Raw genomic sequence first — 26,290 nt, 5'->3', positions numbered from 1 at the left:
GCGTGTGGCGCACACGGAGGCCGCCGTGTGGGCTGACGCCATCGAGCAGCGCTCAATCGAACGGCTGGTGCCGTACGCGAAGAACGCGCGCACCCACAGCGACGCGCAACTTGCGCAACTGCAGGCGTCGATGCGCCAGTGGGGTTTCACGAACCCGGTGCTGGTGAGTCCCGACGACATGATAATCGCGGGGCACGGCCGGGTGCTCGCCGCGAAGGCGCTCGGCTACACCGAGGTGCCGGTGATTGTCGCGCGCGGCTGGACCGCCGAGCAGATCCGCGCGTACGTGCTGGCCGACAACCGGCTCGCGGAAAACGCGGGGTGGGACACGGCGCTGCTGGTGAGCGAACTGAACGCCCTGTCCTTCGACGGCTTCGACATTGCACTCGCGGGCTTTTCCGAATGCGACATGGACCGGCTCATGCGCGGCGCCCGCGGTCGCGACGACGAGGACGACGTGCCGGAGGTGCCCGAGCAGGCCGTGACGCAGACCGGCGACGTCTGGGTCATGGGTCCGCACCGGCTCGTTTGCGGCGACTCGACCGATGCGGGGTCCGCGAAGCGCGCGCTCGTCGGCGTGCGGCCCTCGCTCATGGTCACGGACCCGCCCTATGGCGTCGAGTACGACGCGGACTGGCGCAACCGCGTGCAGATGATCGAGGGCGAGCGGCGCGGCGCACATGGCTCGCGCTCGACCGGCAAGGTGCTCAATGACACGCGTGCGGACTGGCGCGAGGCCTGGGCGCAATTCCCGGGCGACGTTGCCTACGTGTGGCACGCGGGCATCCATGCCGACACCGTGGCGGTCTCACTGCACGCCTGCGGGTTTGCGATCCGCAGCCAGATCATCTGGGGCAAGGCGCGCTTCGTGGTGTCGCGCGGGCACTACCACTGGCAGCACGAACCGTGTTTCTACGCGGTGCGCGAAGGCAAGACCGCAAGCTGGTGCGGTGACCGCTCGCAGTCGACGCTGTGGCAGATCGAGCACCGCAAGAGCGAGTCGGGGCACTCGACGCAGAAACCGGTCGAGGCGATGCGCCGCCCGATCGAGAACCACACCAGCCCCGGGCAGGCGGTCTATGAACCGTTCTGTGGCTCGGGCACCACCATCATCGCCGCCGAGTCAGTCGGCCGCGCCTGTCATGCGATCGAATTCAATCCCGCTTATTGCGACGTTGCGGTGCTGCGCTGGCAGCAGCAGACGCAGCTGCAGGCAATACGCGAGCGCGATGGCATGACGTTCGCGGCGTGCGCGCAGCAGGCGGGTATCGAGGTCAATCATGGGAAGGCGAATGATCCCCACGGAACTCAAGCTCGTGAAGGGCACGCTTAAGCCCGAGCGCAGGAACTGGCACGAAGCGAAACCGCGAAAGGGAAAGCCCACCGCGCCCGCGCATCTGACCGGTCCCGCACGAACCGAGTGGAACCGTCTCGTTGACGAGTTGCATGCGATCGGGCTGCTCACGCGCATCGACCGTGCTGCGCTTGCCGCGTACTGCCAGGCATATGGCCGGTGGGTCGAAGCTGAACTCGCAGTGGCGCGCATGGCCGAGCGCGACATGCTCACGAAGGGCCTGATGATCAAGACCACGAATGGCAACGCGATCCAGAACCCGCTCGTCGGCATCGCGAACAAGGCGATGCAGGACATGGTGCGTTACGCGGTCGAGTTCGGCATGACGCCATCCTCGCGCGCGGGCATTGAAGCCGGGGTGCCGGGTGACGACGAGAAAGCGTCGGACAGGGCAAAGCGCTACTTCTGACCAACTGGGGAAATTCCCCAGTTGCCCCGGGGACCCGGTCACGCAGTACGCGCTCGACGTGACTGGTGGCGTGATCCTCGCGGGGCCTGACGTGCGCAACGCGTGCAAGCGGCACCTCGACGATCTGGCAACCGGCGCGGCGCGCGGCCTTGAGTGGGACCTGACGGCTGCCCTGTGGGCGATCGAATTTTTTCCCGAGGTGCTGTGCCTGAACGGTGGCGACTTCGAGGGTGTGCCGTTCCAACTGTTGCCGTGGCAGCAATTCATCGTCGGATCGCTCTTTGGCTGGAAGCGCCAGGACGGCACGCGGCGCTTTCGCGAGGCGTTCGTCGAGGGCGGCAAGGGCTGTGGCAAGTCACCGCTTGCGGCGGGCATCGGGCTTTACATGCTGGTGGCTGACGGCGAGGCGCGCGCCGAGGTGTACGCGGCAGCGACGCGTCGCGAGCAGGCGATGGTGCTGTTTCGTGACGCGGTGGCGATGGTGCAGCTATCGCCCGAGCTACGCAGGCATCTGTCGACGCAGGGCCGCGAGGACCGCGTGTGGAACATCGGCTTCCAGCGCACGGCCTCGTTCTTCCGTCCGATCGCCAGCGATGAGACGGGGCAGAGCGGGCCGCGACCTCACTGCGGTCTGATCGACGAGGTGCACGAGCACAAAAACGGCACGGTGATCAACATCATGCGCGCGGGCAAGAAGGGCCGACGCCAGCCGCTCATTTTCATGATCACCAACAGCGGGTTCGATCGCACGAGCGTGTGCTACGAGCAGCACGAGTACGCCATACGCGTGGCCAGCGGTGCGCTCACCGACGAGGCGGCCGACGCGTTCTTCGCCTACGTGTGCTCGCTTGACGAGGACGACGATCCGTTCGAAAGCGAGGACTGCTGGACGAAGGCAAATCCGTCGCTGGGCACGACGATCGACCGCTCATACCTGCGTCAGCAGGTCGACCAGGCGCGCGGCATGCCGAGTCTCGAATCGACCGTGCGGCGGCTGAACTTCTGCCAGTGGGTCGACGCTGACGATCCGTGGATCAACGGCGCGCTGTGGTACGCGTGCGAGGTGGGCCGGCCGCCCGAGTCGGGCGACGTCGAGCGTGGTGCCAGCGCGGCAGTGAAGGCGCTGCACCGGGCCGAGGCCGCGCGGCGCGAACTGCGTGAGTCGTTCGCGGGCCGCACGGTGTATGGCGGCCTCGACCTCTCGGGTACGCAGGACCTTTCGGCCGCCGCGTTCGTGAGCGTGAACGACGACGAGACGGTCGATGCGTTCGTGGACTTCTGGACGCCACGCGACACGATGGTCGAGCGGTGGAACCGGGACAAGGCACCATATCCCGCGTGGGAGAAGGCGGGCTTCATTCATGCCACCGATGGCCGTTCAATCTCCTATCGCGAGGTGGCGCGCAGGCTCGGCGTGATCGGTGGCGAGATGACGATCGCGGGGCTTGCGTGTGACCCGTACCGCATGAAGGACTTCGAGCGCGACTGCGAGGCTGAGGGCATCACGCTGCCGTTCGTCACGCACGGCCAGGGCTTCAGCCGCTCGGGTGAGTCGGGCATGTGGATGCCGCGCTCGATCGAACTCATCGAGCAGCTGATCTTCGAGGAGCGGCTGCGCGTGGTGTACAACCCATGCCTGCGATGGAATGTATCGAATGCGGTTATCAAGGCCGACGCGCAGGAAAACCGCATCTTCAAAAAGCGCAAGGGGATGGGCCGCATTGACGGAATCGTTGCGCTCGCAATGGCCGTGGGCCTCGCGCTGAACAAGACCGACGTGCCGCCGCCCGAATACAAGCTGTTTGTCCTGTAACGCGGCGGCGCGTTACCCCATCACCCACAAGGGCGGAACTTCGGTTCTGCCTTTCTTTTTGAGGGGACGTCCATGCTGAAACGGGACTACTGGACGCTCGAAGTGCGGGCGGCCGAGGACGAGGCGCGCGTGATCGAGGGCATTGCCTCGACGCCCGAGCCCGACCGCTACGACGACATCGTCGAGCCGATGGGTGCGCTGTACCGGCTACCCATGCCGCTGCTCTGGCAGCACAACCACGACGAGCCGGTGGGCCACGTCGAGTTCGCGCAGCCTAACGACAAGGGCATCCCGTTCCGTGCGCGGGTGGCGCGGCTCGATGAACCGGGCCGGTTGAAGGACCGGCTCGACGAGGCGTGGCAGAGCCTGAAGGCCAATCTCGTGCGCGCGGTATCGATCGGCTTCCGGCCACTCGAACACTCGCGCATCGAGAACGGTGGCCTGCGCTATCTGCGGTGGGAGTGGGTCGAGCTATCGCTCGTGACGATTCCCGCGAACCCCGAAGCAACCATCAACACGATCCGCTCCTTCTACGAGAAGCCCGCACCGGCCGCGACTGGCGATGGTGCGAGCGTCGTCGTGCGGCTCGATCGCAACCCTGCGCGCGCTGGCGCAACACCCTTCGTGATCAAGACGATCCATAAGGAGCACTCCAAATGAACATCCGCGAACAGATCGCCGCGTATGAGGCGAAGCGTGCAGCGCACGCGGCGCGCATGGCCGAGCTGATGGAAGACTCGGGCAAGGAAGGCGCAACGCTGGACGAAGCACAGCAGCAGGAGTTCGACGCGCTGCAGGACGAGGTCGAAGCTATCGACGGGCACCTGCGCCGTCTGCGCCTCGTTGAAGCCTCGCAGGTTGAGCGCGCCACGCCCGTCAACGGCAACACCCCGAAGGCCGCCGCTGCCATGCGCACCGGCGCGTCGTCGCCAATCATCACCGTCCGGCAGAACGTCGAGAAAGGCACCGCCTTCACGCGTTACGTGATGGCGTTTGCCCGCGCGAAGGGCAACCTCATGCAGGCCGCCGAGATCGCGCAGGGCTGGAAGGACACGACGCCTGAGGTCGAGACGGTGCTGCGCGCAGCGGTGGCCGCAGGCACCACCACCGATCCCGAGTGGGCAGGCGCGCTCGTGCCGTATCGCACGATGGCCAGTGAGTTCATCGAACTGCTGCGCCCGGAAACGATCATCGGCCGCATCGCCGGATTCCGGCGCGTGCCGTTCAACGTGAAGATGCCCGCGCAGGTTACGCCTTCCACGGCGAACTGGGTCGGTGAAGGCAAGCCGAAGCCGGTCAGCAAACTCGGCTTCGAACTGGTGACGCTGGGCTTCGCGAAGGCGGCTGGCATCGTCGTGCTGACCGAGGAGCTAGTGCGGTTCAGTGATCCCTCGGCCGAGGCCGTGGTGCGCCGTGACATGATCGAAACGATCGCGCGCTTCCTCGACGAGCAGTTCGTCGATCCGGCCGTCGCGGCGGTGGCTGGCGTGCATCCCGCATCGATCACGCACGGCGCGTTCACGATGGCGGCAACCGGCACCGATCCGCTCGCCCTGCGTGCCGATATCTTTGCGCTGCTCTCGCACTTCGTCGCGGCGAACCTCTCGCTTGCGGGTGCCTACTGGATCATGGGTCCGGTCAACGCGCTGGCGATCGGCCTCATGCAGAACCCGCTAGGTCAGCCCGAGTTCCCGGGCATCAACCAGAGCGGCGGCATGTTCTTCGGCCTGCCGGTGGTCACCTCGACCACGGCCGACGACATGATCATCCTCGTGCAGCCGCGCGACATCCTGCTCGCGGAGGACGCGCTCACGATCGACATCAGCCGCGAGGCATCGGTGCAGATGAACGACACGCCGACCGAGGGCGCGACCTCGCTCGTGAGCCTCTGGCAAAACAACATGATCGGTGTGCGCACCGAGCGCTTCATCAACTGGGCACCCCGCCGCGACGACGCCGTGGCGTACATCACCGACGCGCACTACGAGGGCTGGCTCGCGATCTCTCCGGTGCCCCCTGAAAGCGGCGGGTACGCGTTCCCGGGTGCCGTGGGTGCCCGGCCCGCGACGCCAGCAGGTGCTGCGCCCGAGCCACGTCGCAGCCGCAAGGAGGACCCCGACAAGACGTGATGCGTGAGTGAGTGCAACGCGGGGGCGGGCACGCGCTCGCCCCTTTCCCGTTCTTCGCGAAGGGGGATAAAAACATGAAGCCGCAGAACACCGACAAGGCGCAGGACAGGAAGCGCAAGGCAAAGGACCGCGCGCAGCGCGCGCAGGAAGGCAACACGGCAACGACCACGCAGAAGGGTCGCTACAGGCGGCGCGACATGCGCGTGCAAGACGAGGCGTCCTGATCATGAAACTGCTCGGGCTGCAAATCACGCGCGCCGCACCGCGTAACGTTCCCGCTCCCGCAGACGGGCAACCGGTGTGGGACTGGACGGCCGGTGGCGGCTGGCGCGGTGGCGGCGGCTGGTGGCCGCTGATCATCCGCGAGCCGTTTGCGGGTGCCTGGCAGAAGAACGTTGAGCTGGCACCGGAGACGCTGCTCGCCTACCACGCGATCTATGCGTGCATCACGCTGATCAGCCAGGACATCGGCAAGCTCGATATCCGGCTCATGCGTCGTGACGATGATGGCATCTGGTCGCCCGAGCAGAACCCGGCCTACTCGCCGGTGTTTCGCAAGCCGAACCATTACCAGAACCACATCCAGTTCGTCGAGAACTGGATCATGTCGAAGCTCACGCGCGGCAACACATACGGGCTGAAGGAGCGTGACGATCGTGGCGTGGTGCGCCGGATCTACATCCTTGACCCGGAGAACGTGACGCCGCTCGTGACCGAAAGCGGCGACGTGTACTACCAGTTAAACGCAGACAACCTCTCGGGCATCGTCGACTGGGACGTCGACTGGATCGAGGGGGTGGAGGTCGAGGGCCGCCAGTGGGATCACCAGATCACGGTGCCTGCGAGCGAGATCATCCACGACCGGATGAACTGCCTGTTCCATCCGCTCGTGGGCACGTCGCCTATCTTTGCGTGCGCGCTCGCCGCGCGCCACGGCCTCGCGATCGAAGGCAACAGCGCGTCGTTCTTCGAGAACGGTGCGTACCCGGGCGGCATCCTCGTCGCACCCGGGCCGATCAGCGACGAGTCGGCCGCGAAGCTCAAGCGACAATGGGAGGAAAAGTTTTCAGGACCGAACCGTGGCCGCGTGGCGGTGGTGGGCGATGGCCTGAAGTACGAGCAGCTTGGGATGAGTGCCACCGACGCGCAACTCGTCGAGCAGGCCAGGATCAATGCTGAGATCGTCGCGAGCGTGTTCCATGTGCCGCCCTTCATGATCGGCATCGGCGCGCAGCCGACCTATCACAACATCGAGGCCCTTGCGCAGTTCTATTACTCGCAGTGCCTGCAAAGTCACATCGAGGCGTTCGAACTGTGCCTCGACGAAGGGCTTGACCTGCCCGCGCACTACCGCACAGAACTCGACCTCGACGGGCTGCTGCGCATGGACAGCGCAGCGCTCATGAAGACGCTGGTCGACGGCGTGGGTGGCGGCATCCTCGCGCCCAACGAAGGCCGCAGGCGTCTGAACCTGCGCCCGGTCAGGGGCGGCGGCACTCCGTACCTTCAGCAGCAGAACTATTCGCTCGCGGCGCTCGACGAGCGCGACCGAAACAACCCGCTCGGCACACCGGCCGTGCCAGCACCGGCACCGGCCGCGCCGGCACCCGAAGCGCCCGATCTCACCCCGCAGCAGTTCGAGGACGTCTACCAGCACGCCGTGTGTTTGCTTGCCGAGCATGGCCTTGCCGCTGACGCGCTCGTGCCTCCCGATGGAGCGATGCCATGAGCCCGAACGAAGCGAAGCAGTTCATGGGAGTCGTGGCACGCCTGATTGCCGAAGGCGTGCGCAACGGTCTCGCACCGCTCGCGAGACGCCTCGACGAACTCGAGGCCCGCAGGCCGGTGGACGGCATCGACGGGCGGGACGGCAAGGATGGCGAACCGGGCCGCGACGGCATCGACGGCCGCGACGGCACTAACGGTACCGATGGCAAGGATGGGCGCGATGGTGTCGACGGAGAGGGCGGGCAGCCTGGGCGTGATGGCCTCAATGGACGAGACGGTACGAACGGTGCCGATGGCAAGGATGGGCGCGATGGCGTCGATGGAAAGGTTGGTGACGCCGGGCGAGACGGGCTCGACGGACGGGACGGTACGAACGGTACCGACGGCAAGGACGGGCGCGATGGCGTTGACGGAAAGGACGGGGAACCGGGGCGCGATGGCAGGCCAGGTGTCGACGGCAAGGATGGCGTCGACGGTGAGCCGGGTCGCGATGGCCGTGATGGCGTTGATGGCGAGCGCGGGACTGACGGCACACCCGGTGGCGATGGCCGTGACGGGCGCGATGGACGCGACGGCAAGGACGGGCGCGACGGCGCACAGGGCCGCGACGCCGCCGACCTCGTGGTGCTGCCTTCGATCGATCCGCAGCGCAGCTATGCGGCGGGCACCTGGGCAGCGCATGACGGTGGTGTGTGGCGTGCCGACGTGCAGACGAGCGAATTCGACGGATGGCGCTGTGTGATCAACGGCGTGGCCGGCGAAAGCTTCGAGCAGCGCGGCGAGCGCATCTTCCGGCGCGTCGTGCGCATGGCAGACGGCACGGTCCACGAGCACGACGCAACGATCGCTGTCCTGATCTATCGGGGCGTGTGGCAGGAGGACCACGAGTACGAACCGGGCGACATGGTCACCTGGGGCGGTTCGATGTGGCATTGCAATGCGCGCACGCGCGAGCGGCCCGACGCGGGTAACGCGGCGTGGACCCTCGCGGTCAAGCGCGGGCGCGATGGAAAGAACGGAGGCCACGATGTCTGAGTTCGAAAAGGACGAGGTGCCCGACTGGTTCGATCCGGGCATGGCGTGGGTCATCACGCCCGAGGGCTGGTTCGATCTTGACGGCTGGCGCTGGCTGCGCGTGCGGCTCGATCGCGAGGTGTGGTTCCGCGTCGACGAGGACGGCACGCAGTGGCTGCGCGAGGTGGGCGACGGTGACGGCACCGGTGGTGGCAAGCAGGACTGGCGCACGCAACTGCTCTGCACGGTCGATGAGGCGCGCGACTGGTTGCGCATCGACGAGGAGGACCTCGACCCGGCGCTGGTGATCGCGATTGCCGGTGCCTCGCGTCTGATCATGGATTACGTGAAGCGCCACCGGTGCTTCCGCGACGACGAGATCCCGGGCGACCTGAAGATGGCGTGCGTGACCTTCGTCGGGATCATGATCCGCGACCCGGATGCGGTCGAGTCGGCCTCGTGGACGCAGGGCTACCTGCCGAACGCGGTCATGAACCAGCTTTACATGCGTCGCACGCCGACGCTTGCGTGACGGTCATGGCCACGGCAACGGCAGGCGTGCGCAGTCGCACGAGCGGCATCCGTGCGGGACGGTTGAAGTACCGCGTCGAACTCGAGCGGCCTGCGCTTGAGGTGCTGCACAACGGCGAGCCAATCGTCGAGGCGTGGGAAACCGTCGACGTGGTGTGGGCCGCGATCGAGCCCATGACCGGGCGCGAGTGGCTCGCCTCCCAGGAGTGGCGGCCACAGGTCACCACGCGCATCACGATCCGCTGGCGCGACGACATCACGAGCGTGAACCGCGTGGTCCACAGGGGCGTCGTCTACAACATCGAGGCCGTGCTGCCGAACCTTGTCGGCAACCGTCCCGACCTGATGCTCATGTGCAACTCGGGGGTCATCACTGAAGGAGGGCAACCGTAATGCCACTTCAAATGAGCCTGAATGTCCAGGGGCTGCGGGAGGCCGACCAGTTCCTGCGCGAGGTGACGGACGAGATCGCACGCAAGATGCTGTACGCGGCGCTGAACAATGCGGCGACGCCGATCCAGAACCAGGCGAAGCTGAATGCGACGCTGCTCTTCAAGACACCGGCCGAGGGCGGCCATTCAACGGGGCTGCTCGCCAGCAGCATCATCCGCAGCCGCAACCGCAGGACCGGGTATGCCGCACGCGTGGACGTGAAGGTGCGCAGGCGTCGCAAGGCAGGCCGGGGCAATGAGATCGTCAAGGGCGTGCGCAAGCCCTATGGGGACGATCCGTTCTATGCGCGCTTCCTGGAGTTCGGCACGTCGCGCATGGCAGCGAGACCCTTCCTCTTTCCGGCTGCACACGTGAAAACGCCCGAGGCGACCAAACGGTTCCAACAGACGCTCGTGCGTCGCTTCAAGGCGTACTGCAAGAAGAAGGGCGTGCCATACATCCCGCCGGTGGGAGTGTGAGCCATGAACGAAGCCGGACTGTTCTCGCTGCTTGAGCCCGCGTCGCCGGGGCGGCTATTCATGATTCTTGCGCCCATGGAGATGCGCGAGCCGTACGTGGTCATGTCGCTGATTTCGGGCACCCCGCAGAACACGCTGTGCGGTAGCGCGCACGCGTGGAGCATGAGCTATCGCATCGATTCGTACGCACGCACGCGTCGTGATGCCCTTGAGACGATGGAGAAGATTTTCGAACTGGTGGATGCGTGCAACGGCGATCCGTGGATCGAAAGCCGCTCGGATATCTATGAGCAGGACACACGGATTCACCGTGTGAGTGTGGTTCTTTTAACGTGGTACGAAACCGCAAAGGTGCAACCGTGAGAAAAGCCATCAGTTCGCAGAAGACGAGGATGTATCTCGAAAACCTCGACGCGCCCGCCGCCGCGACCGGACTCATCACGAGCGTGTCGAAGTCGGAACCGGCCGCGATCATCGTCAATGATGTAGCGGGCCTGCGCAACGGCGCGGCGATCTATGTGATCGGCACAGGCTTCGCGAGCATCGATGGCCGCTCATGGGTGGTGCGAAACATCGACGTGAACACGCGTTCGGCGGTGCTGGCGAACACCGACACCGCGCGCGAAACCGGTGAGGTGTCCACGACCGGTGCGTGGGTGCTGCGCTCGTACAGCGATCTATGCGTGGTGTCCTACGCGCGCAATGAAAACGTCGCGGCCGAGATCGACGTGACCACCATCTGTTCGGAGGAGAAGGAGTACCTCGTCGGCTTCAGCGACCCCGGTACCGTGACCTTCGAGTTCTTTATCGATCCCACGGACCCCGACTATCTGGCACTGCGTGCGGCGCGCGCCGACGCGCGTGAGCGCATGCTGGAGATCCACTATCGCAACGGTGCGGTGCGCACGATGCCGGTGATCGTGCAGTCGATCAACGAGACCGGTGGCGTCGACCAGGCCGTGCAGGGCTCGGCCACGCTGAAGATCACCGGTGCCGATGTGCTCACGATGCCCGCCGCCGAGCAGTTGCCGAACTATGTGCTGATCCCGATCGCGTTTCCGTCGATCGGCAACGTGCCGCTCGAAGTCTCGCTCACGCTCAACGAGATCGGCGGCAATGCATCTTCGTTCGAGATCGACTGGAAGGACGGCAGCAACCCGCAGGTGGTCACCTCGCATCAGGCCGTGCACACCTACGCCAACGCAGGCCAGTTCCAGCCGGGCGTGGTCGCCACCATCGCGGGCGAAGAGACCGCGCCATTCCGCTCACAGAACATCGTGACCGTGCAGCGCCTGCCGTATTCGGTGATTCCGAGCGTTGAGCCGCTCGAAGGCACCGCGCCGCTTGAGGTGACGCTCACGCTCGCGGAAACGAACGGCCCGGCTGATCGCTTCGAGGTGCTCTGGGACGATGGCAGCATCATGCAGACCCTCACCACCAACACCGCCACGCACACCTACGCGGCGAACGGCACCTTCATTGCCAGCATCGTGCCGGTAGTCGACGGCATCCGCTATCCGGCCGTCACGGCCCCGATGGTTTCCGTCAGCCCTGAAGAGACCCGATAAATGAACGCGCGCACACCTCACGATGACGCGGCGACCCCACGTTATTTCCAGATCCCGAAGCCGCTCACCGAGCAGCTGCCGACGCACAACTTCGGGACCATCACCATGACGTCGCCCTCGCCAGCGGTGATTGAAAACATCATGGGTTCGCTCGGCAAGCCCGACGCAGACGAAGGTGCCTCGTACCGTGAACTGGTGGCCGCGTGTGCCACCGGCGAGCACGGCGAGCGCTTCACGGCGGCGCTGCTTGCCGAGCTACCGGGTCAATGCCTCATGGACTGGATCAAGCTGCGCACCGCGGCGTTGCGCATCTGCGGGGTCAGCGAGGAGAGCGTGGGAAACATCTAGCGAACCCTGTCACGCGCCTGGTGTATGCAGTGGCCGCGCACCTGCACATGCCAGCAGGAGAAGTTCGCACGCGCATGGATGCCTTCGAACTGTTTTGCTGGGCGCATCTTCTGACGCCTGTGCAGACCGACGAGAACGCGCCCGTAATGCTTGACGTGGAAGATGAAATAGCCGCATGGGGGAAATAGACCATGGCTTCCGTTGGCTCACTGGTGTTCCAGCTTGCCGGTGACGTCGCGCACCTTCGGCAGGACATGAAGAAGGCGCAGGACATCATCAGCCAGTCGCTGAACAGCATCAAGAAGATGGCTGGCGCGTTGGGGATCGCAGTTGGCGCCTCGTTCGCTGTTGGCATGGCGAGAAGCCTGGGCGAGTCCGTGAAGGCAACGTATGACCAGGCATCGGCGCTCGGCAATCTCGCAGAGCGCATCGGCACCACCACGGCAGAACTGCAGCGGCTGCAACACGCGGCCTCGATCTCGAACGTATCGACCGAATCGCTCACGACCGGCTTCCGCTTCCTCGGGCGTGCGCTCATCGACGCGCGCGATCCGGCATCGAAGGCGGCGCAGGCGATCAACGCAATCGGCCTCTCGGTCGACAGCCTGCGAGCCATGGACCCGGCCGAGGCCATGCGCACGATCGCCTCTGCCATGGCCGAGTATCAGGACGGCATGGAGAAGGGTCGCGTGGCCACCGACCTGTTCGGGCGCGGCGGGCAGGAACTGATCCCGCTGCTGAACCGGGGCGGCGAGGCGATACGGCTGATGGGCATCGAGGCCGACAACTTCGGCATCACGCTCTCGCAGCCCGTGCAGTCCGCGATGGCCGAATTCAACAATCAGCTAACGCGTGTCAATGCGCTCTCGCAGGGCATGAAGACGCAGCTTGCGATTGCGGTGCTGCCCGCGCTCGAAGAGATGGTGAAGTGGTTCCTCGAAGGCGCGCAGAAGGGCAGCGGCCTGTCCCAGGTGTTCGCCTTCATTGCGGAGCAGGCGATCCTCACAGCGGCAGACATCCAGTCGCTGACCGGGCGGCTGCAGCTTCAGATCGAAGTCTTTGCGAACTGGATCAGGGTGGCGAAGTCCATCGCGCAACTGAATTTCAGGGAAGCCGGGGCCGCGTGGGACGACATCATCCAGAAGCCGATACAGGGCCTCGCCACGCTCGACCAGAACATCGAGGAAATGAAGAATCGCTCCCGCCAGCGGTACCGCGATCTGATCGCGGGCCTCGGCGACGTCGGTACCGCAGCGGCCGGTGCGGGTGGCAAGGTCATCCAGCTTGCCGATCCGCTCGAAAAGAGCGGGCGCGCGGCCCGCGCTGCGAAGGCAGGCGTCGACGAGTACGCGCGGATTCTGCAGTCGCTGCAGGAGGAACTGCGGCGCACGATCGCCAACGGCGACGAGATGCAGGTGCTGCTCACCGATCCGAAGGTGCTTACGTTCTCGCAGGCACAGCAGGAAAACCTTGCGCGCATAAAGCAGGAAACCCTCGACGTGGCCGAGGCGAACCGCATCGCCAAACAGACGCAGGACGAATGGGACGCCGTGCGCAAGGCCGCCGAGGATGCGAACGTGGCCGAGGTCGAGCGCCTGCGCGGTGTGGCCAGTGCCATGCTCGATACGCTTGATCCATCGCGTGAATACGGGCGCGCCCTTGAGGATATCAACGCCGCCAGGATGGCTGGATTCCTCACTGCAACGCAGTTGACGCAGGCCGAAGCGTATCTCGCCGAGCAATACCGCAAGTCAACCGAAGCGCTCGACCCGCTGAAGAAGAAGCTCGAAGAGATCAAGCAGGCCGCGCTCGGCTGGGGCAAGCAGGCCACCGACTCGTTCATCGACTTCATCAGTGGTGCCGACAATGCGCAGAAGTCATTCGGGGAGATGACGGCCTCGATCCTTCGCGACATTGCCAAGATGCTCGTCCACAAGAATTTTCTCGAGCCGCTGTTTAGCGGCCTGAGCGGTGGCGGGTGGGGTGGCTTCGGTGGTGGTGGACTCGGCGGCATTTTTGGTGGCCTCTTCAGCAGCGCGCCACTCGGGGTGTCCTATGGCGGCCAGCGCGCGGCCGGTGGTGCCGTGTACCCGGGTCAGCTGTACCGCGTGAACGAATCGCCCTTCTCGGCAGAGTTCTTCCGGCCGAGCACGCCCGGTACGGTTCAGCGCAGCAACGAGAACCAGCCGATCAACATCGCGATCACGGTCAACACGCAGACGGGCGAAACCACGGCCGAGGGTGACACGCAGCAGGCGATCGAACTCGCCAAGCGCATGGCGAACGTCGCGCGGCAGGTGATCTCGACCGAGAAACGTGCGGGAGGACTCCTTGCATCATGAGCACGCCATACATGCCCTTCGAAGTGTGGATGAAGCGCCTTGCTGAATCCGCGCCGCACGCCTCGGGTGCGATCTTCCACTGGTGCCCGTCGACGGCGAACGCCGAGGTGATCCCGCGCGTGATCGAGACGCGCTTCGGTGACGGCTACGCGCAGCGCAGGCCGGCTGGCATCAACACGCAGGACGAGCAGTGGTCCCTTGAGTTTGTCAACCGCAGGAAGCCCGAGGCCGACGCCATCCTCGCTTTCCTCGTCGCGCGCAATGGCGTCGATATCTTCAACTGGACGCCACCGCGCACGACGCGCGCGCGCGACGTGTACTGCCCGGAGTGGTCGTGGACCTACGGCGACCTGCTCGTCGACGGCGCGCGTGCCGTGAGCGTGAACGCTACTTTCCATGAGGTGCACGCATGAACATCAAGGGCGCAGCGCAGGAGCTATCGCCGGGTGCCGTGATCGAACTGTTCGTGCTGGACCTGTCGCGCTTCAACGCACCGGTCGTGCGTTTTCACGCGGGCACGAACAAGCTCGACAGCGATGTTGTCTGGCAGGGGCAGACCTTCCAGCGCTATCCGGTGCAGGCATCGGGCTTCGAGATGAAGGCGCAGGGCACGTTGCCCAGACCCACGTTCGTGGTGTCGAACGTGACGTCGATCATCTCGGCCCTGTGCCGCATGTACAACGACCTCGTCGGTGCGCGCGTGATCCGCAAGCGCACACTCGCGCGCTACCTCGATGCGGTCAACTTCCCCGAGGGCAACCCGACCGCCGATCCGAACGAGTTCTTTCCCGATGACCTGTACTTCGTGAACCAGAAGGTGCGCGAGGACGTGGAAGTGATCGAGTTCGAACTGGCCGTCGCGTTCGACGTGGAGGGCGTGCAGTTGCCGCGCAGGCAGGTGGTGCGCAACGCGTGTCCGTGGATCTATCGCGGTGAGGGCTGCGGGTATGGTGGTGGGCCTGTTGCCGACGCCCAGGACAACCCGACCGGCAACCCGGCGCTGGACGTGTGCGGCAAGCGCCTCACATCATGCAAGATGCGATTCGGCAATTACGGGTGGCTGCCCTTCGGTGCGTTCCCCGGTGCGGCTGCCTACAGGTGATGCGGGGTGAGCGCCATGATCGATTTCTCAAGCGTCGTGCCGATGGTGCAGGTGCATGCGAACGCGGAGGCCCCGCGCGAGTGCTGCGGGCTGGTGGTGCGCAAGCCCGATGGCGCGCTCGCGTACATGCCCTGTCACAACCTCGCGCACGAGCGCGACCGCTTCGTGATCGATCCGCAGGACGCTGCGCACGCCGAGGATACCGGCGAACTGGTGGCGTACGCGCACTCGCACGTGTTCACCTCACCGATGCCCACCGCTGCCGACCGCGATGGCATGGCGCGCACCGGCCTGCCGTGGATCATCGTGAACCACCCGGTCGGCAGCTTCACCATCAATGAGCCCGAGCCGTTTCTCGCACCGCTCGTGGGCCGCGCCTTCGTCCATGGCGTGCACGACTGCTACGGCATCGTGCGCGACTACTACGCGTCGGTCGTGGGCATTGCCCTGAATGACTACCCGCGTGCGTGGGGCTGGTGGGACCGTGACGATGGGCCGGACCTGTACCGTGAGAATTTTGCGCATGAGGGCTTCGTGTCGATCCACGAAGGGCAACTCACCACCGAGGCGCTGCGACTACTGCGCCCTCATGACGTGATCCTCTTTCGCATCCGGGCGACGCGCGATAACCACGCGGCGGTCTACGTGGGCGCGAACGTCATCCTGCACCACCTGATCGACAACCTGTCGCGCCGCGAAACCCTCAGCGAGTTCTATCTGAGGCGCGCGACCGCGATTCTTCGGCACTGCACGCTGATGGATGGGGAGGCATGATGCTGACGGTGAGATTTTACGGGAGCCTGCGCCGCGAATTCGGCGAGCAGTGGTCGCTCGACGTGAAAAGCCCGCGCGAGGCGATGCACGCATTGATGATCCAGTTGCCTGGGCTGCGCGGCTATTTCCAGCGGAACGCCGAACGTTTTTTTCTGGTTCGCGGTGATCACCAGGACTACGACGAGTCGGACATGCACTATCCGCAGTCGAAGGGCACGCTCAGTGTCGTGCCGCTGGTGCAGGGTGCCGGTGCGTTCGGCAAGATTCTCGCGGGCATTGCCTTGATCGCGGTGAGCTTCTTTCTGCCGGTGGCCAGCGCGGCGGTGTTCTCGCTCGGTGCCGCGCTCGCGCTCTCGGGCATCGCGCAGCTGCTCTCACCGAGACCCCAGGCGCAGGCGACGCCCGAGCGGGCCGACAACGAACCGTCGCTGGCCTTCGATGGTGCGGTCAACACGATGGGACAGGGCGGCCCGGTGCCGCTCGGCTACGGACGCATGCGCGTAGGCTCACAGGTGATCAGCGTGGGCTTCTCGACCAATAACGAGATCGTGGTGAACTGATGACCTCGCGCGACGTGATTCCCATCACCGGTGCCGGTGGTGGTGGTGGCGGCAAGGGCGGTGGCGGTGGCAGCGGTTCGCGCTCGCCGCAGGAGTCGCCTGACTCGCTGCGCTCGATCCAGTATGCGCGCGTGATCAATCTCATCTGCGAAGGCACAGTCAGCGGCATCGTCAATTGGGCGCGGGGCATCTACATCGAGGACACGCCCCTGCAGAACCCAGATGGTTCATGGAATTTTGTCGGCGCGGCCTTCGAGTATCGCGGTGGCGAGCCGGACCAGCCGCCGATGTCCGGTTTCCCGGCCAGCGAGTCGGAGACCTCGGTCGGCGTGACCGTCACGATCAATGGGCCGGTGGTACGCGGGGTGGTCAATCCGAACATCGACGCGGTGCGTGTCACGGTCGGAGTGCCGTCGCTGTCGTCGACCGATGTAGGCACCGGCGACGTCGACGGCGCGACCATCCAGCTTGCCGTCGACGTGCAGAAGGACGGCGGTGGCTTCCAGCAGATGCTCGTCGACACGATCGCGGGCAAGACCACGAGCCGCTACCAGCGCAGCTACTACATCAACCTCGGCCGCTTCGGGCCGCCCGGCGGCTCCTACGACGTGCGCGTGCGGCGCATCACGCCTGATTCGACCACGGTGTATCTCGTGAATGCGTTCCAGTGGGAAACGATGACCGAGATCGTCAATTCGAATCTGATGTACCCGAACTCGGCGCTCGTCGGCGTGCAGGTGGACGCGTCGACTTTCCGGCAGATCCCGAAGCTCGCGTTCGACATCCGCATGCGCATGGTGCAGGTGCCGACGAATTACGATCCCGAGACGCGCACGTACTACGGCGTGTGGGACGGCACCTTCCGGGTGGCGTGGACCGATAACCCGGCATGGGTGCTGTACGACCTGATCGTGACCCCGCGCTTTGGCCTGGGCCACTACGTCAACCCCGACATGGTCGACAAGTGGAACCTGTACGCCATCGCGCAGTACTGCGATGCGCTGGTACCCGATGGCTTCGGCGGGTGGGAGCCGCGCTACACGTGCAACATCTATATCCAGACGCGCGAGGAAGCGATCTCGTTGCTGCAGCAACTGGCGTCGATCTTTAACGGCATGATCTTCTGGACGGGCGGCATGCTGACCGTCATCGCGGACATGCCGGGAGACCCGGTCACGACATTCACCGCTGCCAATGTGGTCGACGGGCGCATCACCTATCGCGGCACGCCCCTGAACCAGCGGCACACGGTGGCGCTGGTGACATGGTCGAATCCCGCGAACCGCTACGAGCAGGATATCGAGTACGTCGAGGATCGCGACGCGGTGAACACGTGGGGCGTGCGCGAGCTTCAGGTAACGGCGCTCGGCTGCACCTCGCGCGGGCAGGCGCACCGCGTGGGCCGGTGGATGCTGCTCACCGAGCAGATGCTCTCGGAAACCGTGTCGTTCAAGACCGGCATCAATGGCGCGTTCCTCAAACCCGGCGATCTCTTCTGGACCTCAGACCCGGTGCGCACCGGCTACCGGTCGGGCGGCCGCGTCATTGAGGCCACAAACGACGCCCTGCGGCTCGATCAGGCGATTGCCTTCACGCCTGGCGTGCAGTACTCGATCAATGTCATCCTGCCCGATGGCAGCGTGCAGGGCTCGGTACTGAGTGCCACCGGCACCACCGACGCCATCCGGCTCATTACGCCATTGCGGGCGGCCCCTTTGCGGATGGCCGTCTGGACAATCAGCGCGACGAACGCCGCCGACGAATGGTGGCGCTGCATCAGCGTGGTCGAGGAGGAGGAAGGGACCCTCGAGGTGCAGGGCGTCGCTTACCGGCAGGAGAAGTTCGCCGCCATCGAGCAGGGCATCCGGCTCGAACCGTTGCCTCGCGGCATCATCGATCCGTTCAACGTGGGTCGATGCACCGAGCTTCGCGTGCTGGAGAGCGTGTACCAGATCTCGCCGGTCGTGGTGAGCGCGCGTGCCACGTTCTCGTGGCTTGCACCGGTCGGTGCGGTGCGCTTCGAGATCAGCTACCAGCGACAGGACGAGTCGCCCACCTTCACCGAGTCGTTCATGAGCAGCATTGATATCCAGCCCACGCGCGAGGGCACATGGTTCTTCAATGTAGCTGCCGTGAATTCGATCGGCGTGCGCGGGCCGATAGCGTCGATCGAGGTTGAGATCGTGGCGCTGAACCGGCCGCCGCAGGACGTGCAGGAATTCCAGCTCGATATCTACAACGACGCGGCCAATCTTCGGTGGCGGCCTGCTGAGGCGCTCGACGTGATCGTGGGTGGACAGATGATCGTGCGGTACTCGTCGCGCATGTCGACTGAGGTGACGTGGGAAGAGGCGCAGGAGATCATCCGCTTTACCGGCGCGCAGTCGAGTGGCTTCTCGCCGCTCATGAAGGGCGCGTACCTTGCCAAATTCGTCAACTCGTCGGGCCGGTTCTCGATCGGGACCGCGTACATCATCAGCACCACCGGCCCGCTGCGTGACTACAACGTCGTCGCGCGTCTGGACCAGCAGCCGGAATTTCCCGGCGTGCATGTCAATACCGAAGTCTTCACCGGCGTGCTGTACATGGCGCTCGCGCCCGATGGCCTGCTCGAAGCCACCGAGGCCACGTACTACCTCGCGCCCGAGCCTGCGGTTGACATGGGCATGGTCTATACCGTGCGATGTCAGGCGGTGATCGAGGGGGCAGTCTTCGGCCTGAATGACAGCGTGGACCTGTGGCCCGACTGGGACCTGCGGCTCGACGTCGACGGCATGAAGGTCGACGAGGGTGGCGCGCAGGTGGTACAGCGCATGACCAACGTGCACCCTGCCATCGCCGAGCCCGAGGACTGGAGCCCATGGCGGCGGCTGGTGGTGGCTGACCTCACGTTTCGCGCGATCGAGTTCGCAGCCATCATGCGCACGACCGACCGGACGTGGGGCATGGGCATCACGGACCTCTCGGTCGAGGTCGATGTGCCTGACCGCATCGAGAGCCGCAATAACGTGCCGGTGCCTGCCACGGGGGTTCACATCGAGTACACAGTGCCGTTCATGGAAGCGCCCGCGATTGCCATCATCGCCCAGGATCTGCAGTCGGGTGACCGCTGGGCCATCACCAACCAGAGTGAGCGCGGCTTCTCGATTTATTTCACGAACTCGGCAGGAGTGTGGATCGAGAAAACATGCGACTGGATTGCGCGCGGCTACGGCTACGAGCACACGGTGCTCGCGGGCGTGGGGTATTCGAAGATGATGGGCGTCACACCGGACCTCGCAGCGCAGCGCGCCGCGATCCACAAACCAGCTGAGGAGTAAGACCATGGCCCAGGTTCCGAACTATCAGGTTCCGTCGCATCCTTCCGGCCTTGAGATGCGCACGCAGTTGAACGCGATCATTCTCGCGATCATCGGTGACAACGCAGGGCCGACCGAGCCCGCGCAGACCTTCCCTGGCATGATGTGGGGCGACACAACCGCGATGCGTCTGCGCCGCCGCACCAATGCGAACGATGGATGGATCGATATCGGGCCGCTTGATGACTTCATGCAGACCGCACGCGACGCCGCACAGAATGCGATCAATGTTGCGAATACAAAAGTCGCGCGAGCAGGAGATTCAATGACGGGCCGCCTCACCATGTATGGCGAAGGGGTCGCGCGCGGTGAAATTGCAATGCACTCGCCCGGTACGTCGATGTGTTACTTCCGCGCTGGCGACCCAGGCACGGGCGGCGTTGATATTGTCAATAACGCCTACAGCGCAGTCCTGTGGCGGATGGCTGATGACGGGCGGATGTTCATTCATGGACGCATCGCAACTGAAACGGAAATTTGGGACGGGGATTACAACGGCTACAGCACACGTATCGGCAATGGCTATATGAAGCTTGCGCAATGGGGACATGGCGCATATATCGATCTCATGCGTGCACGCGATCAGGATTTTCGCTGGCGCATTCATTACTCATGGGGCAACGACTGGCTCGCGTTTGAGTCGCGGCAGTGGAATATCAACTTCACGCCTGACTCCAACATTCACTGCGATGGCCGTGGCTGGGTTTGGGAGAATATCAATCACGCGATCAACGTTGCCAACGATGCAAATAATACTGCGGCAAACCGCGCACCGTGGGGCTGGAACTGCCAGCACAACAGCGGCCACAACGACTTCGGCGATATCTCGAACAACACGATGTATCCGAACCCATGGGTAGCGGCGGGCTTCACCGGCAACGGCAACGCAACGGCCAATGCCATTCGCACCTACGGGATGGTGCTGCGCAATGCGTGAGGCACATCATGCTGACCTGTGACCTTCTCGGCTTCCTGATCATGCAGGCTTACCCCGACCTGAAGCGGGGCATTGACTTCTGGGTGTGCCATCCGGTTGATTCAAAGACGCTTGAGCAGACCGGTCCCGCCATCATTGCGGGCTGGCAGAACGATCATCCGCAGCCGATCCTCGACGACATTGAAAAATGGTGGGCGCAGTACGGGCCAAAGTGCATTGAGCTTGATGCCGAGCGCGTGGCGAAAAACCGGCTGCCGTACCTGATCGATGAAGCCGACGATCTCGTCGAGCATTGTCTCGATCTTGAAGCTATCGCACCTGACAGGGCCACACGCGACAGTGCTGCGCAAACCGAGCATGCCGCACGCGCGTATCGACAGGCGCTTCGCGATGTGCCGAAGCAGCCGGGCTATCCATTGAATATCGACTGGCCCGTGAAGCCTGCCGATCCGGGAGAGTGATCATGCACGTCCGTATCTATAACAACGGGCCGAATCCCCTGCAGGTGCTCGGCATCAACGACACGACACCGCACCCGAACATTCCATGCGGGCATAGCGCGATCATTGATACCTCGCAGGACGGGAAGCTTCAGCTGCAGGAACTCGAAGGTGTGAGTGAAGTGCCGAGCGAGACGCCTGCAGAAACGGCGGAGCCCGTTGCGCCGGTCATTCAGCCGCCACCGCCACCGCCGTCCGATCCGAATCCGCCGCCTGAGCCGCAGGCACCGCCACCGCCACCGCCTGTGCCGCAGTATCCCGATGAAGGGCTGCCATACGCGCCACCGCCGCCAGTGCCGCAGCCGCCCGAGCCGAAGGCGTCGTCATGATCTCGGCCATCATGACGCTCGTCGGCGCGCTCGGCGGTGGCGCGCTGCGGTTGCTGCCCGAGATGATCACCGCGTGGGCCGCGCGCCAGCAGAAGCAGGACGCGGTGCGCCTCGCTGAACTGCATCTCGAGGAAGTCAAGGCTGAACTCGCCAGCAGGCTGGACATCGCATCGCTCGGCGCGGCGAACATCGAGGCCGAGGGACGGGCGGCGCTCGACCGCGCGAAGGCCGAGGCGACGGTGATCGCGCAGCAGGGGCAGGCGCAGCTATCGGGCGTGAAGTGGGCCGACGCCCTGAACCTCTCGGTGCGGCCGGTGACCACCTACCTGATGCTCGCGCTGTACATCGCCTTCAAGCTGATCGTCATCCGTGACGCGGTGATACAGGCCGCAGGACCGTCCCCGGCCACCGTGACCTCGCTCGTGGCGATCGTATGGGATGGAGACGACGCGGCGATCTTCGCAGGCGTCATCACCTTCTGGTTCGCTGACTCGGTTCTCGTGCGCAGGAGTAGACCGCGATGAAACTCACGCCCAATTTCACCGTCGAGGAACTCTCGATCTCGGAAACGGCCACGCGCCACGGCATCTCGAACGATCCGGGTCCCGCTGAACTCGCCAACCTGCTGCGCCTGGCAGTCACGCTCGAAGACGTGCGCACGCTGCTCGGTGACCGGCCGGTAATCGTGACGTCAGGCTTCCGTGCACCGGGCGTGAACCGCCTCGTGGGTGGTGCCGCCAACAGCGATCATCCGCGCGGGCTTGCCGCCGACTTCATCTGTCCGGGCTTCGGCTCGCCGCTGCAGATCTGCGCGACGATCGAAAAAAGCAGGGCGATCGAATTCGATCAGCTGATCTTCGAGGGTACGTGGGTGCATCTCTCAGTGCCTGCGCAAGGCAGGCAGGCACGCCAGCAGGTGCTGACTGCGTACTTCGGTGCGAAGGGCACCACGTACTTGAAGGGCCTCCCCTGAATTTGCAGCGCAGTGCGAACGAAGCGCAGTGCGAACCAATCCGGCACGCGCGGCGCGCATCATTGGTTGATAGAATCGCCTTTGTCCTTGCTAGACCCCTCGGACGACATAGGCGCTCGTTGCCAGCGCGCCCAGGGCGGGCTTCGCAGATATCCGGGGAAGGGCCCTGTTCGACCCGTTTGAGCCGTTCAGGCAAAGTCTACGACAGTTCCTTTCCCGGCTGACAAGAGACGGTCACGCAACAAATGCAGGAGATTTCCCCTGTGCTCACTCCAAAAGCCTGCAACGCTGAAGTCTGTCCTGGACGCTCTCTATGTTCCGGCAGCGTCTCTTACGCATCGCCAGGCGCCAGTGATCGCATCTACGGCCTGATCGACGTCTTCGCTTGTAGTCGGCCAGGAAATGATCGAAATGCGCATCACCCACGTGCCTTTCCAGGCTGCACCGGCTACAAAGCATATGCCGCTGGACTGAACACGGCGGACAACCGCCTTCGTCAATTGATCGCATGATTCGGAAGGTTCCGGGGAGCCGAAGCGCACGACAAACTGGTTAAGCTCGACCTTGTTCAGCACGTAAACTCCGGGCTCTTTGGCAAGACTTTCGGACATGGCTCGTGCTTGTTCACAATGGCATTCGATCATTTCGGCAATGCCTTGCCTGCCCAGCGTCGAGATAATCGCCCACGTCGCAAACCCACGCGCCCGCCGAGATAGTTCCGGGACGTAGCTCCTCGGGTCACGGACGTCTTGTTCCGACGAGATGAAATAGCTCGCTTCACTACTCATCGCGTGCCGATGTGCTTCCGCGTTCCGAACAAACCCATATCCAGCGTCGTATGGTGCCTGCAGCCATTTGTGGCCGTCGGTGGCCCACGAATCGGCCTTCTCGATTCCATTTGCCAGGTGAGCCGTTGCCGGACACGCCCGTGCCCATAGACCGAAGGCGCCGTCGACGTGAAGCCATCCTTGTCGCGCGTGGGTGATCTCCGCAATGGCATCGACAGGATCAAATGCACCTGTGTTGATCTGGCCAGCCTGTGCGATTACGAGCGCTGGCTCCGTCGCGTTCGCGAGTGCTGCATGCAACACATCCTCGCGCATCCGGCCGCTTTGGTCAGTTGGAATACGAACTGCATGGCCTTCGCCAAATCCGAGGTACCGCAATGATGCGAGTACAGATACGTGTGCGTCCTCCCCGATGTACACGCCAACTCTCGGAGCACCGAATAACCCTTCTGCCTCGACGTCCCAGCCGGCCTTCCGCAACAACTCATTGCGAGCCGCGGCGAGACACACGAAGTTTGCCATCGTGGCACCAGTCGTAAAGCCGATCGAGCATTCCGGCGGAAGTCGCAGAAGTTCACAAAGCCAGCGGCCGGCGACATGCTCCGCTACAGCATTCGCCGGACAACTGGCAAAACTTGCGCCGTTTTGACCCCACACACTCGTGAGCCAGTCCGCCGCGACTCCCGCAGGATGTGACGCACCCACGACCCATCCAAAAAAACGTCCTCCAGCAGTCCCCATCAACCCCGGCTCGGCCGTGCGGACTAGCTGATGGACAACCTGATCGGCTGCCGCCGGCGATTCGGGAAAGGGGCCATCGAATGCCTCCAGCAACTGCGAGACGCTCGCACTCGCATTGGGAGAATGCTGCAGCCGCGTAGTGTGAAAGTCCACTGCGATGGCGTATGCAGTCGCAAGCGCGTCAGAGGGGTCCATGATCGTTCTCCCGTTGTGTTGCTTCCGGCCGGAGGCGATTCAACGGTTAAGTTATAGCAGGCCGCCGAGAGATCAATCTCGTCGAACGTCGGCAACCTGTGCCTGTTCTCGGGGCTGTTCTTCGTGCTAGTCTGACGACGCAAGGAGACAACGTTGGATCTCGCAGCATTCCCGCTCGGTACCCGGCCCCCGGACGTGTCCGCGCTGCGCGCGCGCGTTGAAGCCGGGCTCGCGCCACTGCTTGATGGCACGCCGGCGCGCGTGGCGCTCAGCCTCCGGCTCGCCGATGGCACGCTCGTACTGGAACGCGAGCCTCAACGCGTGCAGCCGTCGGCCAGCATCATCAAGCTGCCGATCCTGTTCGCCATGCTGGAACAGGTGGCACAGGGTCGTCTGCGCCTGGAACAGAACGCCTCGCTTGCTGGAATCGAGCGCGTGGGCGGTACCGGCATCCTCTGCCAGTTGCCAAGCGTCGGCAGGCTGACGCTGGCGGAACTGGCACGGCTGATGATCGTGCTCAGCGACAACGTGGCCACCAATGCACTCATTGAAATGCTCGGTGTGGAAGCCGTCAACGACTGGTGCGCGCGTGCCGGGCTGGCCCGGACGCGGCTGCAACGGCGCATGATGGATGCGGCTGCGCGAGCGGCCGGACTGGACAATCTCACAAGCGCCGGCGATGCCGCGGCATCGCTGTGCTGGCTGCTGCGCGACGACGCTTTGCCCGCCCAACTGCGCGCCTTCGCCCTGGACCTGTTGGCCGACCAGCGCGAACGTGCCCACTTCGGCGCCGCGCTGCCCGCCGGCGCCATGCTCGCCAACAAGACCGGACAGTTGCCCGGCCTTCGCCACGACGCCGGCATCCTGACCGTCTGTGAGCACAGCGTGGTGCTGGCGGTGCTGGCCGATGGTTTCACCGACGCACGCACCGCGCAGACCCTGCACGGCGGCGAGGGTGCGCTACTGCTGGCCGCCGTGGCCCGCATCGTGGCGCAGGCACTTGCCGCCCTGCAAGGCGGCGCCGGAGCCCAATGATGCGGATAAAAGTCGCCGCCATCCAGATCGACAGCCGGCGGGCGCGCATTTCCATGCCGCGGAGTTCGTCGAAAACATCGGGATGCCAGCATACGGACCACGGCGGTACGCGACGGCGATGAGTATGTGCTGAACGGAAGCAAGGTCTGGATCACCTGCGCTCACGTGGCAGACTACATTGTTGTGATTGCGAAGACCGATCGGGAAGCACCTCGCCATCAGGGCATCAGCACAATCCTCGTCGATGCGAAGGCGCCCGGCGTGACGATCCGCCCGCTGAATATGCTGGGCCGTCGCACGACACACGCAAACGAGGCGTTCTTCGACAACGTTCGAGTACCAGCGTCGAATCTCTTCGGCGGCGCGGGACAGGCGTGGAAGAACATCATGAAGTGCCTCGGACTCGAACGGATGGCGCTGGCAACTTCGCGCGCAAGGCGGGACCACACACGCCTTCACGCCGATGGACGCGTGGGACACATGCAACTCAATGTCGGACGTTGTGAGCGTTGACACTCCTCGCAGGCCAGACTCTCGGGCCGGAACCGGCCTCAGTGTCCGATGACCGTACGAGGGAGAAGAGCTGACGTTCGAACGTCCCCTCCAAGCGAGTAACGAACGACGCCTCATGGCCGAAGCGCGACATCGAAGCCGCAATGCCTGTCAGCGAAGACCTGACGATCAACCAGCAGCAGTCCGAGCAGTACGGGCGGATAACGAAGGTCGCGAGCTTTTCGCAGTCGGGTGCATCCGATCAGCTGCCATTGCCGCCGCTGCACGGTGCCGAACTTTAGTTGGGTGGGAGCACTCGGCTTCATGCTGACCGGCATCGAGTTCATTGGTGATGTCG

29 protein-coding genes are annotated in these 26,290 nt (G+C 64.5%); 28 read left to right on the top strand and 1 reads right to left on the bottom strand.

Annotated features, from left to right (window positions below; all coding sequences use genetic code 11):
• The first annotated feature begins 25 nt into the window (after positions 1–25).
• From AB3X98_RS21630 to AB3X98_RS21510, 25 genes are all read left to right on the top strand, one after another.
• Positions 26–1,333, top strand: coding sequence for a site-specific DNA-methyltransferase (locus AB3X98_RS21630; RefSeq protein WP_368604165.1), 1,308 nt, complete (start codon positions 26–28; stop codon positions 1,331–1,333).
• Entirely contained in the window at positions 1,293–1,763 is a 471-nt protein-coding gene (locus AB3X98_RS21625) for a phage terminase small subunit P27 family (protein ID WP_368604166.1), read from the top strand. Before AB3X98_RS21630 ends, AB3X98_RS21625 begins: the two co-directional genes overlap by 41 nt.
• A gap of 58 nt (positions 1,764–1,821) precedes the next feature.
• Positions 1,822–3,576 carry a terminase large subunit gene (locus AB3X98_RS21620; protein WP_368604167.1) on the top strand — a complete coding sequence of 585 codons (1,755 nt, stop codon included), beginning with the start codon at positions 1,822–1,824 and terminating at the stop codon, positions 3,574–3,576.
• Between the two features lie 72 nt (positions 3,577–3,648).
• Positions 3,649–4,236, top strand: a complete 588-nt coding sequence (locus AB3X98_RS21615; protein WP_368604168.1) for an HK97 family phage prohead protease — start codon at positions 3,649–3,651, stop codon at positions 4,234–4,236.
• Positions 4,233–5,705: a phage major capsid protein gene (locus AB3X98_RS21610; RefSeq protein ID WP_368604169.1), complete on the top strand. Its 1,473-nt coding sequence runs from the start codon at positions 4,233–4,235 to the stop codon at positions 5,703–5,705. Before AB3X98_RS21615 ends, AB3X98_RS21610 begins: the two co-directional genes overlap by 4 nt.
• Before the next feature lie 74 nt (positions 5,706–5,779).
• Entirely contained in the window at positions 5,780–5,929 is a 150-nt protein-coding gene (locus AB3X98_RS21605; RefSeq protein ID WP_368604170.1) for a hypothetical protein, read from the top strand.
• A gap of 2 nt (positions 5,930–5,931) precedes the next feature.
• On the top strand, positions 5,932–7,434 hold the full coding sequence (locus AB3X98_RS21600) for a phage portal protein (protein WP_368604171.1): 1,503 nt from the start codon (positions 5,932–5,934) through the stop codon (positions 7,432–7,434).
• Positions 7,431–8,468 (top strand): hypothetical protein, encoded by a 1,038-nt coding sequence (locus AB3X98_RS21595; RefSeq protein WP_368604172.1) that lies wholly within the window; start codon positions 7,431–7,433, stop codon positions 8,466–8,468. The genes AB3X98_RS21600 and AB3X98_RS21595 overlap by 4 nt, the downstream gene beginning before the upstream one ends.
• Complete coding sequence (locus AB3X98_RS21590; RefSeq protein ID WP_368604173.1) at positions 8,461–8,979, top strand: head-tail connector protein; 519 nt, start codon at positions 8,461–8,463, stop codon at positions 8,977–8,979. The genes AB3X98_RS21595 and AB3X98_RS21590 overlap by 8 nt, the downstream gene beginning before the upstream one ends.
• A 5-nt stretch (positions 8,980–8,984) precedes the next feature.
• On the top strand, positions 8,985–9,371 hold the full coding sequence (locus tag AB3X98_RS21585; protein WP_368604174.1) for a phage head closure protein: 387 nt from the start codon (positions 8,985–8,987) through the stop codon (positions 9,369–9,371).
• Positions 9,371–9,889 carry an HK97-gp10 family putative phage morphogenesis protein gene (locus AB3X98_RS21580; RefSeq protein WP_368604175.1) on the top strand — a complete coding sequence of 173 codons (519 nt, stop codon included), beginning with the start codon at positions 9,371–9,373 and terminating at the stop codon, positions 9,887–9,889. The genes AB3X98_RS21585 and AB3X98_RS21580 overlap by 1 nt, the downstream gene beginning before the upstream one ends.
• 3 nt (positions 9,890–9,892) lie before the next feature.
• Positions 9,893–10,252 (top strand): hypothetical protein, encoded by a 360-nt coding sequence (locus AB3X98_RS21575; protein WP_368604176.1) that lies wholly within the window; start codon positions 9,893–9,895, stop codon positions 10,250–10,252.
• A gap of 29 nt (positions 10,253–10,281) precedes the next feature.
• Complete coding sequence (locus AB3X98_RS21570) at positions 10,282–11,457, top strand: phage tail tube protein (RefSeq protein ID WP_368610310.1); 1,176 nt, start codon at positions 10,282–10,284, stop codon at positions 11,455–11,457.
• Positions 11,458–11,805: a hypothetical protein gene (locus AB3X98_RS21565; protein ID WP_368604178.1), complete on the top strand. Its 348-nt coding sequence runs from the start codon at positions 11,458–11,460 to the stop codon at positions 11,803–11,805. It begins immediately after the preceding gene.
• A gap of 191 nt (positions 11,806–11,996) precedes the next feature.
• On the top strand, positions 11,997–14,147 hold the full coding sequence (locus tag AB3X98_RS21560; protein WP_368604179.1) for a hypothetical protein: 2,151 nt from the start codon (positions 11,997–11,999) through the stop codon (positions 14,145–14,147).
• Positions 14,144–14,560 (top strand): phage tail protein, encoded by a 417-nt coding sequence (locus tag AB3X98_RS21555; RefSeq protein WP_368604180.1) that lies wholly within the window; start codon positions 14,144–14,146, stop codon positions 14,558–14,560. The genes AB3X98_RS21560 and AB3X98_RS21555 overlap by 4 nt, the downstream gene beginning before the upstream one ends.
• Positions 14,557–15,249, top strand: a complete 693-nt coding sequence (locus AB3X98_RS21550; RefSeq protein ID WP_368604181.1) for a phage minor tail protein L — start codon at positions 14,557–14,559, stop codon at positions 15,247–15,249. The genes AB3X98_RS21555 and AB3X98_RS21550 overlap by 4 nt, the downstream gene beginning before the upstream one ends.
• Before the next feature lie 15 nt (positions 15,250–15,264).
• Positions 15,265–16,023 carry a C40 family peptidase gene (locus AB3X98_RS21545; RefSeq protein WP_368604182.1) on the top strand — a complete coding sequence of 253 codons (759 nt, stop codon included), beginning with the start codon at positions 15,265–15,267 and terminating at the stop codon, positions 16,021–16,023.
• Complete coding sequence (locus AB3X98_RS21540) at positions 16,020–16,583, top strand: tail assembly protein (protein ID WP_368604183.1); 564 nt, start codon at positions 16,020–16,022, stop codon at positions 16,581–16,583. The genes AB3X98_RS21545 and AB3X98_RS21540 overlap by 4 nt, the downstream gene beginning before the upstream one ends.
• Positions 16,583–19,903 (top strand): host specificity protein J, encoded by a 3,321-nt coding sequence (locus AB3X98_RS21535; protein WP_368604184.1) that lies wholly within the window; start codon positions 16,583–16,585, stop codon positions 19,901–19,903. Before AB3X98_RS21540 ends, AB3X98_RS21535 begins: the two co-directional genes overlap by 1 nt.
• Before the next feature lie 4 nt (positions 19,904–19,907).
• Entirely contained in the window at positions 19,908–20,879 is a 972-nt protein-coding gene (locus AB3X98_RS21530) for a hypothetical protein (RefSeq protein ID WP_368604185.1), read from the top strand.
• An 8-nt stretch (positions 20,880–20,887) separates the two neighbouring features.
• Positions 20,888–21,340, top strand: coding sequence for a phage tail assembly chaperone (locus tag AB3X98_RS21525; protein ID WP_368604186.1), 453 nt, complete (start codon positions 20,888–20,890; stop codon positions 21,338–21,340).
• Between the two features lie 2 nt (positions 21,341–21,342).
• On the top strand, positions 21,343–21,708 hold the full coding sequence (locus AB3X98_RS21520) for a hypothetical protein (RefSeq protein WP_368604187.1): 366 nt from the start codon (positions 21,343–21,345) through the stop codon (positions 21,706–21,708).
• The gene (locus tag AB3X98_RS21515) at positions 21,705–22,232 is read left to right on the top strand and encodes a hypothetical protein (RefSeq protein ID WP_368604188.1); all 528 of its coding nucleotides are present in this window, start codon (positions 21,705–21,707) and stop codon (positions 22,230–22,232) included. Before AB3X98_RS21520 ends, AB3X98_RS21515 begins: the two co-directional genes overlap by 4 nt.
• On the top strand, positions 22,229–22,681 hold the full coding sequence (locus tag AB3X98_RS21510; protein WP_368604189.1) for a D-Ala-D-Ala carboxypeptidase family metallohydrolase: 453 nt from the start codon (positions 22,229–22,231) through the stop codon (positions 22,679–22,681). The genes AB3X98_RS21515 and AB3X98_RS21510 overlap by 4 nt, the downstream gene beginning before the upstream one ends.
• A gap of 311 nt (positions 22,682–22,992) precedes the next feature.
• Here the strand turns inward: AB3X98_RS21510 and AB3X98_RS21505 are convergent, their stop codons facing one another.
• Complete coding sequence (locus tag AB3X98_RS21505) at positions 22,993–24,405, bottom strand: aspartate aminotransferase family protein (protein ID WP_368604190.1); 1,413 nt, start codon at positions 24,403–24,405, stop codon at positions 22,993–22,995.
• Between the two features lie 153 nt (positions 24,406–24,558).
• Here AB3X98_RS21505 and AB3X98_RS21500 point away from each other — a divergent pair, with 153 nt between their 5' ends.
• The 3 genes from AB3X98_RS21500 (at position 24,559) to AB3X98_RS21490 (ending at position 26,234) form a co-directional block, all read left to right on the top strand.
• Positions 24,559–25,440: a serine hydrolase gene (locus tag AB3X98_RS21500; RefSeq protein ID WP_368604191.1), complete on the top strand. Its 882-nt coding sequence runs from the start codon at positions 24,559–24,561 to the stop codon at positions 25,438–25,440.
• Positions 25,441–25,566: 126 nt separating this feature from the next.
• A complete protein-coding gene (locus AB3X98_RS21495) occupies positions 25,567–25,953 on the top strand; it encodes an acyl-CoA dehydrogenase family protein (RefSeq protein ID WP_368604192.1) in 387 nt (128 codons plus the stop codon).
• Positions 25,954–26,096: 143 nt separating this feature from the next.
• Positions 26,097–26,234, top strand: a complete 138-nt coding sequence (locus AB3X98_RS21490; RefSeq protein WP_368604193.1) for a hypothetical protein — start codon at positions 26,097–26,099, stop codon at positions 26,232–26,234.
• Positions 26,235–26,290: the final 56 nt, after the last annotated feature.

Source organism: Paraburkholderia sp. BR14312 (assembly GCF_040948675.1).
GTDB lineage: Bacteria > Pseudomonadota > Gammaproteobacteria > Burkholderiales > Burkholderiaceae > Paraburkholderia > Paraburkholderia nodosa_A.
The sequence above is the reverse complement of the archived record's forward strand: the minus strand, read 5'-3'. Positions and strand labels throughout refer to the sequence as shown.